Source organism: Dehalobacter restrictus DSM 9455 (assembly GCF_000512895.1).
Classification (GTDB): Bacteria; Bacillota; Desulfitobacteriia; order Desulfitobacteriales; family Syntrophobotulaceae; genus Dehalobacter; species Dehalobacter restrictus.
The window spans coordinates 2,410,928-2,424,257 of the sequence record NZ_CP007033.1; the positions used below are offsets into that span (position 1 = coordinate 2,410,928).

A 13,330-nucleotide genomic window follows, 5' to 3' on the forward strand; every position below is an offset into this window, starting at 1 on the left:
CTCCTTATAATAATTTTCTCCTTTTGATTAATATATTTGACATTGAAATCACTATTGTTTTATAGACTCAGGATTATTCCAGAAGTCTTTGACCATGTTCTGAACATAACCCGATTCAAGTCTTTCATCAGGGTTTACAGGCCCGTTATAGCCGAACCATTCATCAAACTTGCGGGCTGCATCCTGAAGCAATGGAATTTGGGTGGCTATTCTGGCCACATCGTGGTTCCAGGTCTCGACTTTGTTCCACGAACATACAGCCACACAATTTGCGCAGGGACTACCGTTATAGGCCCAGAAAGAGCCGCAACGGTTGGAATCAAGATGCCATTTTTCAGTATATGGATTTTCGGCTACCTCACAATCCTCTGGCTGCAGAACCTTAGGGTCTTTCTCATGGGAGATGGCCTGGGCGGGGCAGGCATCCGCACATTTTTTGCACAGGCGGCAGAACTCGCGTACCCCGAATTTTCTCGGCTTGTCCGGAGCAAGTTCCAGGTCGGTGTAGACTTTGGCGATGCGATGTCTCGGACCGAATTTCTGGGTAATTAAAAGTCCGTTTCTGCCTGCTTCTCCAAGCCCGGCCTGAACGGCCATAGGAACACTTATTCCGGTATCGTTTCCGCACGGCGCTGCATAATAGCCAAGCTTCCTCAGAAAAACCGCGATTTTGTAAGCTACTTCTGCCATATTGGAGTAACTTTTCCCCACCGTGGCACTGGAAATGACTGACGGTGAGGTGCGTATAGCTTCGTAATCCTCTTCAAGAACGAAGACAATCACACTTTTTGGTTTGAAACCTGCATACTTCTCCCAATCAGGTTCAAATTTTGCATGTCCGAAAACTTCTACTCCCCCGCCTGACAGCATCTTTGGCAAATCCCATGGCAGATATTTGGTTCTGCCGTTGGGCATTTTACAAGGTTTTAGAATCTTCCTGCCCCAGGTAGAATAGGTCCAACGCTCGTCATAGGGTGCGATGCCGACTAGATCGGCTCCCAGGAGACGGGTTGCTTTTTTAAGGATTTTACTGGCTTCTTCCTTTGATTCGAATTTCCACTGTTGGCCTTGTTGTCGCACACTTTCAACATCGATATTGTCCCAGTTGTACAAACCGGGTACCATGACAGGCTCATTAGCTATTTCATTGGTCATAGGATTTATGGGATAAAGCGGGATTACACTTCCCGGACCACCACCTGCTGCGTTAAATCCGGAATAATCAAATTCTACAGCCCAGGCGCCGGCGTTCAAGGCCTCATCCAACCCGGTCCAGCCTGTTTCATTATGGCGCTGGGTTAACATGGCACCCAAATGTTGAGTATGGAAAAGAATGCTTGTTTCTGTATGTGTCGCTGGACGCCCTTTGATCCCAAGTCTTTCCGCATTCAGCGTGGGCAGGTCTTTCCCCGTATCTTTCTTGCCTGTGATTTTGGAAACATCGTCGTAATGAAACTTAATAGGAGTCTTGTTTGCTTCCGGGTCGAAAGTCTTTTCAAAGAAGTTCTTCAGACTATTGTAACGTTGGTACTTTGCATCCACCTTGTATGGAAATTCTGAGGTTTCCGTGATCGGAGCCACGATGTCCGCAGCATCAGCCACCAAGGGGCTAACCATCCCCTTCACCGCAGATGCCGAGGCTACAGCAGCTGCAGCTGCTCCAAGCATCGAGGCTTTTAAAAAATTCCTCCTGTTGATTTCTCCCATTCGAATCTTCCTCCTTAATAATAATTGCACGTGCCTAATAATTATTATAAAACTACTCTATTAATTTTGATGTGCAGGGATATACAATATATGAGCACACCAACAGATGGCTTGTAAAGAAATTGGCATATCGGTACGAACATTGCAACGTTAGTGTAAGAATGGGGCACCTGAAGCAGATCGGAGACCCTTGGCAAAGCGCTCTGAACCAGCGAATAAACTTACGGAAGCAGAATGCAAGGAGATTCTAGAATTAGTCAACTAACCTGAATTTCAAAGTTTACCACCCAGTCAGATTGTCCCGATGCTTGCGGACCAAGGTATCTACATCGCCTCCGAATCAACCTTCTATCGAGTCATGCATGAAGCAGGTGAACAGAATCATCGTGGACGTTGTAAGGCACCCTCCAGCAGACCTAAATCCACGCATTGTGCGACCGAACCTAATCGTGTACGGTCTTGGGATATTACATATTTGCCAGGCCCTGTTAGAGGAATCTACTTCTATTTATATCTCATCCTGGACATCTTTAGCCGAGACATTGTCGGATGGGAAGTCTGGATCGAAGAAAGTGCGGAACATGCCAGTCAACTCATTCGGTGGGCAGTCATGGCTCAGAATATAACCCGACAAGAAGAACCTTTGGTCTTGCATTCTGATAATGGTAGCCCGATGAAAGGCGAATCCATGCTGGAAATGCTCTATCAATTGGGTATTACATCGTCTAGGAGTCGCCCGAGGGTTAGTAGATTCATCAAAAGAATGCCTCAGCTGCCAGAATAATGGAAGCCATTCATGAGCCATTAGGGTTGGTTCAGGGAGAATACCCTAACAATGTCGTAACTCCTACACAAGTCTCCCAGGCTTACCTTGATCTAGCTAAGATTCTGAAGCTCCTTAAAACCAATATTACTTTGACAAAGTTCCGCTCATGTACCAAGCTGGATCTGACGATAAACCTGAAATAATAGGACATTTTAAAATCGCCGAAACGCTTGTATTTCAAACGTTCCGGCGATTTTCGACCTCCTTTCTCCTAAAGTCAGGAGGATAAAGATGAATCTAAAATAGATGCATCTTAAAGTTTGATTTGATCAAAGTAATGAGTTAAGTGTCAGGGTGCCACGCGGGATACCGCAGGCTTAAGGCCGAGGATATGCGCGCTGGCATCCCAGTGACACGAGCAAATAAGTAAGCTGGAGGACCGAAGGGACTTTTTGATCCGCAGATAACAAAAGTTCCTTCGGGCAAGCGCCGAGCGTCCGGTCTTATTTCGTTGGTTCCTTGTAGTAGTCACCATCGCCAGTGTCGGTAGCAAGTGGAAGTTCATGAGGTAACGTCGTGATTAACTCATTTAGTACTAAAGTAATTTTGTTCAAATGCGTAAACTACCGTTATCTATTCCAGAGGGAGCAGTATTTATATTTTACTGCTCCCCTCCCCATAAAATCCTATTAATAAAAAAATTAGTATTTATACTATTTTTGATTAGCAATTATCTCAACTTTCGGTCGCGGTCGAGCGTAGGTCGTGTAATTTAGCGGGTGGAAATCCCGTTCTAGAAACTGGGAGGATTGTTTTACCTTTTCGCAGATGAGGTGACAAACTCAGATTTGAAAACAGCATTACGCCAATTAATGGCGTTTGTTCTTAATCTATTACCGAATAAGCCGAAGAATTACGAATCGCTTTGTCAATTACAGTACTGGATCAATGATTCACCCAGTCATATCAAGGCTTTATATTCGCACAACTAGGGTTCGAAAGTTGAGTCATTATAATTTACTAAAGATATTAATATTATTCAGAATATAATTCAGGACGAATTAAGGTTTTGAAATCTTTGCAAAAGTATATATAGTGTTCCATCACTTTAATTAATCCTTTCTTTTTTAAATCAGTTAAATGTAATGTAACATATTCTCTGGTGGTACCAATAATATCTGCAATATCTTGATGTGTGAATTTATATTTAGAACGATACCATCCGTTTTCTTCAACTTGAAATGGGTCATTAAGATTGCGAAGAAATAATATTAGTCTCTGTTTTGGACAGTAAGAAGACGAACTTTCCAAGCGTTCTAGTAATGTAAAAACAATGTCACCTAAGGATTCCATGAAAGCTAAGGATAACGTAGGATCGCCTATTATCCCTTCCAGTGCTTGTTCTTTAGTTATATAAATTATTGTTGTATCTTCATATGCATAAGCCTCGTAAGGTGAACTAGTAATTCTCTTAACAACATCAATAACGCTAGTTGCTGCTCCAGGTCCTATAATTACTTGAGTTCTTTGCTTGCCGTTCAGAGTTAAGAAACGAATTCCAAGCAGCCCTTCTTCTACACCATAGACAGCAGTTAATTCTTGTCCATATTTTATGAATAGTTCCCCTTTTTTAATGGTTATACGTTGATTGAATTTTTGCATAAAGTCGATAATTTTCTTATTTGTATTTAGCCAAGGATAATTTAAAAATTTAGTCAAAGTATAAATATCTTCCCCCATAGATAATATCCCCCTTACAAAATAATAGCTTCAAATATTATCTAAATATAGTATAATATGTTAAATATATTTCAAGAATATGCTGTATTTTCCAAGTCGGAAAAGAAAAAATGTAACAAAAAATGACTTAAATAAATAATATCATATTTGTAAGATTGTGCAATATTGACCTTTTCTCGATAAAACAGACACTCTAGAGTTAGTTTTTCTAATGAATTCTTAGAATTCCTCAATATTTCAATTTGGTAGCAGGAGACCGCCCTCGCCGGGTGGCATAAGGCCAAGAGGGTCTTAGTGTATCCTGGCTATCAAGGATCTTCGGCTTCGCCTCCGATGAACAAGCGTTGCTCGCCCTTGGCAACGGCCAAACGACTTCGCTAAGCGGCTCTTCGTTGATATTCATAGTATCTCTTTAAGAATTCAACTGGCGTTATGTTGCCCAATGCTGGTGTCTTCGCTTTCGATTGTAGAAGCCTTCTATATACCAGAATATATCATTTCTTGCTTCTTTCAGGTCCTTGTACTTCCTGTGATGCAGCCTTTCTGATTTGATGGTACTGAAAAAGGTTTAATTCCATTTTGCTCCAGTTCTTTGATATAGGCTACACTACAATATTGGCTTCCTTGGTCAGAGTGATGGATTAATCCTTCGTCCGGCCTGTGCCGCTTTAAAGCATTCCTTAGTGCTCCTAAGCATAGTTCTGTTCTCATATGGTCGGAAACCACTCCGGGATACTTCTAATGTTTCGCACATCTTCTCAACCGGAAAGCCGGAGTTGCTCTCTTTCTTGATGATTTCATAAACTATTTCCGGTTGTTTTTGCCGAAGATGGCGGTAGCCTTTTTTAAGATATCTATGGTCATTTCCTGATCGGTTATCTTTTTATCTTTTGCCTTTAATTGGTCTTTTAATTCGGCTATCTCTGATTATCTGGATCCTGACCTTCTTTACTTGCTTTAAGCCAGTTATGAACGCTTTGTTGATTAACACCAAAATCCTTGACAACGCCTAATATTGACCGATTCTCTTCTTGTATCAGCCGTACGATATCTTTCTTAAATTGTTCGTCATAACGTTTCCCATTTTTGCTCATTTTTTCATCCTCCACAGGTTTATTTTACTCTAACTCACCTGTGTCCGACAAATCGGGTATAGGTCAATTATTATCCGAATATATTTTGTATACATCGGAATAAACACTTGTTATTTCTAAAAAAGTGTGTTAACTTTTTGATATATTTTATAGGTAATTTAAGCAAAGATGCTTATTCCTCATCCAAATGATTTGAGGGCTAAGTTTGGTTTTGCTTTTTTTGCTTTTTGTGGTTATTTATCTATGGACCATTATTTAATATCTAAATCTGAAGGGAGATTTCGAAACAATGGATATCTTTGCAATGAACGTTTTTAACGACGCCGTCATGAGGGAACGGCTGCCCAAAGCAACTTATAAAGCTTTGAAGAAAACAATTGAGGACGGGAAAGCACTGGATCCCGATGTCGCAGAAGTCGTTGCGAATGCAATGAAAGACTGGGCGATTGAAAAAGGAGCTACCCACTATACCCACTGGTTCCAGCCGATGACAGGACTCACTGCGGAGAAGCATGACTCGTTTATTTCTCCGACTGCCGACGGCAAAGTCATTATGGAATTTTCCGGCAAAGAACTTATCAAAGGCGAACCTGATGCATCTTCTTTCCCAAGCGGCGGCATTAGAGCCACATTTGAGGCCAGAGGCTATACTGCCTGGGACTGCACCTCTCCGGCTTTTGCCAGAGAAGAGAAAAACGGCAACGTCACGCTGACGATTCCCACAGTATTCTATTCGTATACCGGTGAAGTTCTCGACAAAAAAATTCCGCTTTTACGTTCTATGGAAGCACTCTCCAAACAAGCAGTAAGACTGTTAAAATTATTCGGCAATACGACCGCAACCCGTGTCATTTCTACGGTCGGACCCGAGCAGGAATACTTTCTGATTGATAAAAGTTTTTTTGATGCCAGAATGGATTTAGTCCTTACCGGCAGAACACTCTTTGGCGCTCCTCCGGCTAAAGGCCAGGAAATGGAAGACCACTACTTCGGCAGTATTAAAGAGCGCATTGCTGCCTTTATGAAAGAATTGAATGAAGAACTCTGGAAGTTAGGCGTTTTGGCTAAAACGCAGCACAACGAAGTTGCTCCTGGCCAGTTTGAGATTGCCCCGATTTTCTCGACAACCAATGTTTCTACCGACCATAACCAACTGGTCATGGATACTTTGAAAAAGGTTGCCTTGCATCATGATCTGGTCTGCCTGCTTCATGAGAAACCGTTTGCAGGCGTCAATGGTTCCGGAAAACACAATAACTGGTCCATGAGCACCAATGATGGACAGAATCTGCTTGATCCGGGAAACACCCCGCACGATAACGCTCAGTTCTTAACTTTCCTTTGTGCTGTCATTAAAGCTGTGGACGAATACTCCGAACTGCTCAGGGTGTCCGCCGCCAACCCTGGAAACGACCACCGTCTCGGTGCGAATGAGGCTCCCCCGGCGATCATTTCCATGTTCCTCGGCGACATGCTTTCGGATATTGTCGAACAAATCCAAAACAATGGCGGTGCTGTATCATCCAAACCAAACGGCACTTTGACAGTCGGCGTGTCCACGCTTCCGGAAATCCCGAAGGATAACTCAGACCGCAACCGGACTTCACCGTTTGCCTTTACCGGAAATAAATTTGAGTTCCGTATGGTTCCTTCCAGTGCATCCATCGCCGGCCCGAACATGGTCCTGAATACGATTGTCGCTGAAAGTATTTGCCAGATTGCCGATAAGCTTGAAAAGGCTGCCGATTTTAACAGCGAACTGCAGGCCCTCTTGAAAGAAATTCTGGTCAAACACAATCGTATCATCTTCAATGGCAACAACTATTCCGAAGACTGGGTCACTGAAGCAGAAAAACGTGGTCTGCCAAACATCAAATCCATGGTGGAAGCTTTGGAGCACTTCATTGATGAGAAGAATGTCAATGCGTTTGAAAAACACGGTGTATTGAGCAAACAGGAAGTTCATTCCCGTTACGAGATTTTGCTGGAGCAATACAGCAAAACGATCAATATCGAAGCCAAAACGATGATTGATATGGCTAACAGACTTATTCTTCCCGCAGCTGCAAAATATGCAACTGACCTGGCCGGTTCCGTGCAAAGCGTTAAAGCTGCTGTAGCTGCTGCGGATACCTCGGCTCAGGAAGAAGTCATTAAAGAAGTATCTTCGGCTTTAGGTTCCTTTAAAGCCAAAACTGTGGCTTTGGAAAAAGCTGTCTTGGGTGCGGCTGATGTTGAAGATGCCCATGCCAACGCGGTTTACTACCGTGATATCGTCTTTGTCGCAATGAATGAATTGAGGATCTATGGGGATAAGCTTGAAACACTTGTTGACGCGGAGCTTTGGCCGCTGCCAACTTATGTGGAAATGCTATTCATCATTTAATCCATACCCTTCAGAATAAAATAGCAGAGGAGAGGGCACCAGCCCTCTCCTCTGCTATTTTATTACATTCTCATCGTCATTTCTCTATCCCTCATCAGCTTTGCAGGCCATTTACTGTTTTGAGTTCTTATCGCCTGCCGGCCCAAAATCCTCCGCGGAAATTCTTAGGCTCCTGGAAAAATATAAACGCACTTGGGCAGGAATCATTAACAATATTCAAAAGTTCTTTTTGCCGATTTCTTTTGGCCAGAACCAACATCAGGAGGCGTTTCCCGTCGCGGCCTTCCCCGGTCCAGGTCGTAACGCCAAATCCTTTCTTACGCAATAATTTGGGAAGCGTCTCATCGAGCGAATCAACAATGACCTCGGCAGTCATGTACCCGAGAGCAAGTCTTTCCTCGATCCTGCTTCCCAGATACACTCCGATACCATAGCCGATGCAATATGCTGCGATGTTCCAGTAGCTGTCCAGGTTTTTCAGAATAATAGACAATCCGGCAATGTACACGAGCACTTCGACCATGGACAGTATGGAAGCATACTCCTTTAAGCCCTTGATCACAAGGATAAACCGTACCGTTGTCAGTGATACGTACGTAATATTAATAGCCATGATCATCAGAGCAAACAGGACTACTTGGCTCATTCTTATCACCAATCTTCTTTTTTCGGCTGGATCATTCTTTGATATTATTATGATCCATTTTAGCGTAATTCTACTATGCTGTTCCAAATCTTTCTGAATTGCTGTCTCACTCACATTGCCGATTATCTCCTGCGTATTACAAAAATACCTGTATATGTAAAGAAATGAATAAAATATGCTAAGGAACGCACAATAATGACGAACTGGCAAAAGACTGGCTTTTTTTCATTCAGCAAGCCAATATTCTATATCGGGAGGGGAAAATATTGAAAAAGGGCAGCTATTATGACTGGGCCCGCCAGAAAGGAATATCCCGGCGGGACTTTTTAAGGTTCTGTGCCATGACTGCAGCAATGCTGGGACTCGATGCAACCGCTGTCCCCAGAATTGTGGAAGCTTTGGAAAACAAGTCACGCCCACCTGTCATTTATCTAAATCTGCAGGAATGCACCTGCTGCGGCGAGTCTTTCATCCGGTCCGCCCACCCTTTGTTTTCGGACCTGATCTTTAATATGATTTCCCTTGATTATATGGAGACGCTGCAGGCCGCAGCCGGAACACAGGCAGAGTCTGTCCGTCTAAAAACAATGCAGGAACATTACGGGGAATATATTCTGGTAGTCGAAGGCAGTGCCACACTGGCAGAGGGCGGCATTTACTGTACCATCGGCGGAATGACTGCCAACCAGCTCCTGAAGGAATGTGCAGACGGAGCAGCTGCCGTGATAGCGTATGGCTCCTGTGCGACCAACGCCTGTGTCCAGGGGGCACACCCCAATCCAACACAGGCTGTACCGATTCGGAGAATTGTCAAGAACAAGCCTGTCATTGACGTTCCCGGATGTCCGCCCATTGCTGAAGTTATCACCGGTACGATTGTTCACTACCTGACATTTGGGAAAATCCCGGAATTAACGAGCCTGGGCCGTCCTAAAGCCTTTTACTCCAAACGTGTCCATGACGGCTGCACCCGCCGGGCCTTTTTTGATGCCGGCCAGTTTGTGGAGCGCTTCGATGACAAAGGTGCCAGAAAAGGCTGGTGCTTGTATAAAGTTGGCTGCAAAGGCCCAGTTGCTTATAATGCCTGCGCCGTAACGGAATGGAATGACGGAGTCAGCTTTCCTGTGAAATCAGGACACCCTTGTATGGCCTGTTCCGAGAATAATTGGTATGATTCCAGCACGCCTTTTTATACTCACCTGGCTGAGATCCCCAATGAGGCCATCGGCGGCAACCCTGACCATATCGGTCTTGCCGCTTTAGGTGTAGCCGGTCTGGGTGTTGTTGCCCATGGGGGAATTACGGCCGCTGCCAGAGGACACGTAAAGACGAACCACCCGGCCGGAAGTACGGATACTGAACAAAAAAGACAAGTAACTAAGAAGACAAATCATAAAGAAGACTAATGCAGAAAGGTTTTGAATCTCAATGACAACAAGAATTGTTGTGGATCCTGTCACCCGGATCGAAGGTCATTTACGCATTGAAGCCATTGTTGACGGTACAAAGATCAGTGATGCCGTCAGCTCAGGAACAACATTTAGAGGAATTGAGAAGATTGTCGAAAACAGGGATCCACGTGATGTCTGGGCGTTTGTCCAACGAATTTGCGGTGTTTGCACGCACATTCATGCGATTGCTTCTGTGCGGGCAGTAGAAGATGCCTTGGATTATCCGATCCCCAAGAATGCCAATTACATACGCAATATCATGACGCTGACTCAATTTACCCAGGATCATGTGATCCACTTTTATCATTTGCATGGTTTTGATTGGATTGATGTCTTAAGCGCGTTAAAGGCTGATCCTAAAGCAACAAGCAGTCTGGCCATGTCCATCTCCTCCTGGCCTAATTCTTCCGAAGGCTACTTCAGGGATGTGCAAAACAAAGTTAAGAATATTGTCCAAAGCGGTCAGCTTGGCATTTTTGCCAATGCTTACTGGGGCCATCCCGCTTATCGCTTACCGCCGGAAGCCAATCTAATGGGAGTCGCGCATTACCTGGAAGCATTAAGTTGGCAAAAAGAAATCGCTAAAGTCCATACCGTGTTCGGAGGGAAAAACCCGCACCCGAACTATCTGGTCGGCGGGCATGCTTCGAGCATCAACCTTGATGATGTCCATGTTCTGAATATGGAACGCCTGAATCTTGTGAAAACGAAGATTGATGAGGCCCAGATATTTGTCAACCAGGTTCTTATTCCGGATATTCTGGCCATTGCTAGTTTTTATAAAAAAGACCTTTGGGGAGGCGGGATCGGCAACTTCCTGGCCTACGGCGGTGTACCACTCGTCGATATCCACGAACCGGACAGCTACCTGTTCCCGCGCGGGATTGTCCTGAACAGAGATTTGAGCAAAGTCTATGATCTTGATCTAAAGGATCCAAGCCATATTCAGGAATTTGTATCTCACTCGTGGTATCAATATGCGGATAAGGATGCCGGGCTTCACCCGTGGCAGGGGCGGACGGATCCAGCGTATGACGGGCCCAAACCACCTTATCACAATTTGGATGAATCAAAAAAATACAGCTGGATCAAAACACCGCGCTGGCAGGGCCATGCGATGGAAGTCGGCCCACTGTCCCGCTTCGTGGTTGCTTATGCCAAGGGCAATAAGGAAATCAAGGAAATGGTCGACAGCTCCCTGCGGAAACTGGACCTTCCGCTCAACGCTTTGTTTTCAACGCTCGGACGAACGCTGGCCAGAGCACTGGAAGCAAAATTTTGCGTCGATCAACTTGCCGGTTTTTATGCGGACCTAATCGCTAATATTAAAGCCGGTGACACACAAACCTTCAATCCTGAAAAATGGGAACCGAGCCGCTGGCCGGCAGAAGCGCAGGGTGTCGGCTGGGCTGAGGCCCCGCGAGGAGCCCTGGCTCACTGGATTAAAATCCGCGGCGGCAAGGTGGAAAGCTATCAGGCGGTTGTGCCGACAACCTGGAATGCCTCACCGCGGGATGCTACAGGACAAAAAGGTCCTTATGAGGCGTCGCTGCTCGACACACCGGTCGCTGCTACCGACCAGCCCCTGGAACTGCTCCGGACCATTCACTCATTTGACCCCTGCATCGCCTGCGCGGCACACCTGATAACACCACAAGGAAAACTATTGCTAGAGAAAATCTAGGGGCCACAATATCTGCGTGCCATGGTGACGCTAGCATATATTCTAAGTGATATGGAGGGATTACGATTGGCCTTATCCAAAGAAAAGAAAAGTTCCGCTCCGATGCCGCAGCGCAGACCGGTATACGTCTGGCAATTTCCTGTCCGGATGTTTCACTGGATAAATGCAGCCGCTGTCACCGTACTCTTTCTTACAGGTCTGTATATTGGAAATCCTGTCTTTATAACCGCCGGAGAAGCTTTCCAGCAGTTTTTAATGGGATCAGTTCGCTACTGGCATGGAATAGCCGCTTTTATCTTTACGGCCAATCTGTTATTCCGCCTCTATTGGTTCTGGGCAGGCAATGCGTATGCCAAGATACGTTTCTGGCAGAAGGCTTTTTGGCAGGACCTCAAGTCAACAGTCCGCTACTATTTATTTATGAGAGGAGAACATCAGGGACATCTCGGGCATAATGCCCTGGCCCAGCTATCTTATCTTCTTTTCATCTGGATCGGAAGTTTTTTCATGATTATAACCGGTTTTGCTATGCGGATAGGCACCAATCCGGACGGTATATCCGGAAAGTTGTTTTCCTGGGTTATTCCGGCTTTTCACAACGAGAATCTGGTTAGAATGAGTCATCATCTTGTCGCTTGGGGCTATGTGGTTTTTTTGTTGATTCACCTCTACCTTGTATTCAGACAGGATCTTCTGGATGATGATGCTACTACCTCATCCATGATCAATGGGTATAAATATGAATTGCCCTCTACTATCGGCGCTGAAGAAGTCCATACCCCTGAATATGTTGTACTCCAGAAGGGGGATTAACTTGAATTTCGAGCCCAAACAGGTCTTTTATGAACCCGAAGCCCTGAATTATCCACTTGGGAAGAAGCTTGTTGATTATTTTCGGCAAATCAAGATTCCGGTCAAAGCAACAAGTTCTCACAACAGAATAACCGGTCTGAGCGGAGATACTGCTGCCAAAACCTATTTTGAAGCCAAAAAAACATTGGTGATCGGTGTTAAACGCGGAAAAACGTTTCAAACCTGCAAACCCTCAGCTCATTATCAGCTGCCGCTGACCACAAGCTGTCCCGGGATGTGCGAATATTGTTATTTAGCCACGACGCTGGGTGCAAGACCGTACATCCGCATCTATGTTAATATAAATGAACTGCTTGAAAAAGCCCAAACTTTAATCCAGGAACGTTTACCCGAGATCACTTATTTCGAAGGAGCCGCAGTGTCCGACCCAATCCCGATGGAACATTATACAGGCAGTCTGAGAAAAAGCATTGAATTTTTTGGAAGGCAGCCTCAGGGCAGGTTCCGCTTTGTCACAAAATTCACTGACGTCGATAGCCTTTTGAATCTGGAACATCACGGTCATACCAGGTTTCGTTTCAGCCTTAATTGCGAGGAAATCATCAGAAATTATGAGCATGGGACACCATCCGCTGAAAATAGAATAAAGGCAGCCGGAAAAGTACTTCGCGCCGGCTACCCTTTGGGTTTTATTATTGCCCCGATTATCAGATTTGAGAACTGGATGGATCAATACGAAAAGCTCTTTGCTGACCTGGCAGAGCAGTTAAAAGCCGCTTCTCCGGCAAACTTTTCTCCTGCAGCGCTTACTTTTGAATTTATCACACATCGTTTTTCTTCCCGAGCCAAGTCCAATATTTTAAATATCTATCCGCAGACAAGCCTACCGATGGATGAAGCTTCGCGCAAATTTAAATTCGGGCAGTTCGGCTACGGAAAATATGTCTACCCACCCGTTGAAATGGAGGAAATAAAGACTTCCTTTCTGGCGTTTATGAACCGTCATTTCCCGGGAGCAAAAGCCAAATACTTTATTTAGCTTT

The 13,330-nt window shown here is 44.8% G+C and carries 9 protein-coding genes and 2 pseudogenes; 7 read left to right on the forward strand and 4 right to left on the reverse strand.

What is annotated here, in order from left to right; all coding sequences use genetic code 11:
* Positions 1-51 precede the first annotated feature (51 nt).
* On the reverse strand, positions 52-1,707 hold the full coding sequence (locus DEHRE_RS11575) for a reductive dehalogenase (protein ID WP_025206074.1): 1,656 nt from the start codon (positions 1,705-1,707) through the stop codon (positions 52-54).
* A gap of 358 nt (positions 1,708-2,065) precedes the next feature.
* Here DEHRE_RS11575 and DEHRE_RS15655 point away from each other — a divergent pair, with 358 nt between their 5' ends.
* Both DEHRE_RS15655 and DEHRE_RS14490 read left to right on the forward strand, forming a co-directional pair.
* Positions 2,066-2,491, forward strand: a complete 426-nt coding sequence (locus DEHRE_RS15655; protein ID WP_427846249.1) for a DDE-type integrase/transposase/recombinase — start codon at positions 2,066-2,068, stop codon at positions 2,489-2,491.
* A gap of 782 nt (positions 2,492-3,273) precedes the next feature.
* Positions 3,274-3,479, forward strand: a pseudogene (locus DEHRE_RS14490) (IS4 family transposase); the annotation flags it as partial.
* A 29-nt stretch (positions 3,480-3,508) separates the two neighbouring features.
* Here DEHRE_RS14490 and DEHRE_RS11590 read toward each other — a convergent pair.
* Entirely contained in the window at positions 3,509-4,213 is a 705-nt protein-coding gene (locus tag DEHRE_RS11590) for a Crp/Fnr family transcriptional regulator (protein ID WP_242836952.1), read from the reverse strand.
* Between the two features lie 377 nt (positions 4,214-4,590).
* A pseudogene (locus DEHRE_RS14495) lies at positions 4,591-5,307 on the reverse strand (transposase).
* A 289-nt stretch (positions 5,308-5,596) separates the two neighbouring features.
* Between DEHRE_RS14495 and DEHRE_RS11600 the strand changes: the two are divergent.
* Complete coding sequence (locus tag DEHRE_RS11600; protein WP_025206077.1) at positions 5,597-7,693, forward strand: glutamine synthetase III family protein; 2,097 nt, start codon at positions 5,597-5,599, stop codon at positions 7,691-7,693.
* Between the two features lie 127 nt (positions 7,694-7,820).
* Here DEHRE_RS11600 and DEHRE_RS11605 read toward each other — a convergent pair whose 3' ends face one another.
* The gene (locus DEHRE_RS11605) at positions 7,821-8,339 is read right to left on the reverse strand and encodes a DUF2179 domain-containing protein (RefSeq protein WP_025206078.1); all 519 of its coding nucleotides are present in this window, start codon (positions 8,337-8,339) and stop codon (positions 7,821-7,823) included.
* A 266-nt stretch (positions 8,340-8,605) separates the two neighbouring features.
* On the opposite strand from DEHRE_RS11605, the gene DEHRE_RS11610 reads away from it, so the two are divergent.
* From DEHRE_RS11610 to splB, 4 genes are all read left to right on the forward strand, one after another.
* Positions 8,606-9,745, forward strand: a complete 1,140-nt coding sequence (locus DEHRE_RS11610; protein WP_025206079.1) for a hydrogenase small subunit — start codon at positions 8,606-8,608, stop codon at positions 9,743-9,745.
* A 22-nt stretch (positions 9,746-9,767) separates the two neighbouring features.
* Positions 9,768-11,474 carry a nickel-dependent hydrogenase large subunit gene (locus DEHRE_RS11615; protein WP_025206080.1) on the forward strand — a complete coding sequence of 569 codons (1,707 nt, stop codon included), beginning with the start codon at positions 9,768-9,770 and terminating at the stop codon, positions 11,472-11,474.
* A gap of 66 nt (positions 11,475-11,540) precedes the next feature.
* Positions 11,541-12,287 (forward strand): Ni/Fe-hydrogenase, b-type cytochrome subunit, encoded by a 747-nt coding sequence (cybH, locus tag DEHRE_RS11620; protein ID WP_015043739.1) that lies wholly within the window; start codon positions 11,541-11,543, stop codon positions 12,285-12,287.
* Complete coding sequence (gene splB / locus DEHRE_RS11625) at positions 12,262-13,326, forward strand: spore photoproduct lyase (RefSeq protein ID WP_207637303.1); 1,065 nt, start codon at positions 12,262-12,264, stop codon at positions 13,324-13,326. Before cybH ends, splB begins: the two co-directional genes overlap by 26 nt.
* Positions 13,327-13,330: the final 4 nt, after the last annotated feature.

Bases quoted from the DNA above. Each gene is read 5' to 3' on its own strand.
- DEHRE_RS15655 (WP_427846249.1), top strand. From the start codon at position 2,066: ATGCATGAAGCAGGTGAACAGAATCATCGTGGACGTTGTAAGGCACCC.
- DEHRE_RS11615 (WP_025206080.1), top strand. From the start codon at position 9,768: ATGACAACAAGAATTGTTGTGGATCCTGTCACCCGGATCGAAGGTCAT.
- splB (WP_207637303.1), top strand. From the start codon at position 12,262: ATGTTGTACTCCAGAAGGGGGATTAACTTGAATTTCGAGCCCAAACAG.
- DEHRE_RS11590 (WP_242836952.1), bottom strand. From the start codon at position 4,213: ATGGGGGAAGATATTTATACTTTGACTAAATTTTTAAATTATCCTTGG.
- DEHRE_RS11600 (WP_025206077.1), top strand. From the start codon at position 5,597: ATGGATATCTTTGCAATGAACGTTTTTAACGACGCCGTCATGAGGGAA.
- DEHRE_RS11605 (WP_025206078.1), bottom strand. From the start codon at position 8,339: ATGAGCCAAGTAGTCCTGTTTGCTCTGATGATCATGGCTATTAATATT.
- DEHRE_RS11575 (WP_025206074.1), bottom strand. From the start codon at position 1,707: ATGGGAGAAATCAACAGGAGGAATTTTTTAAAAGCCTCGATGCTTGGA.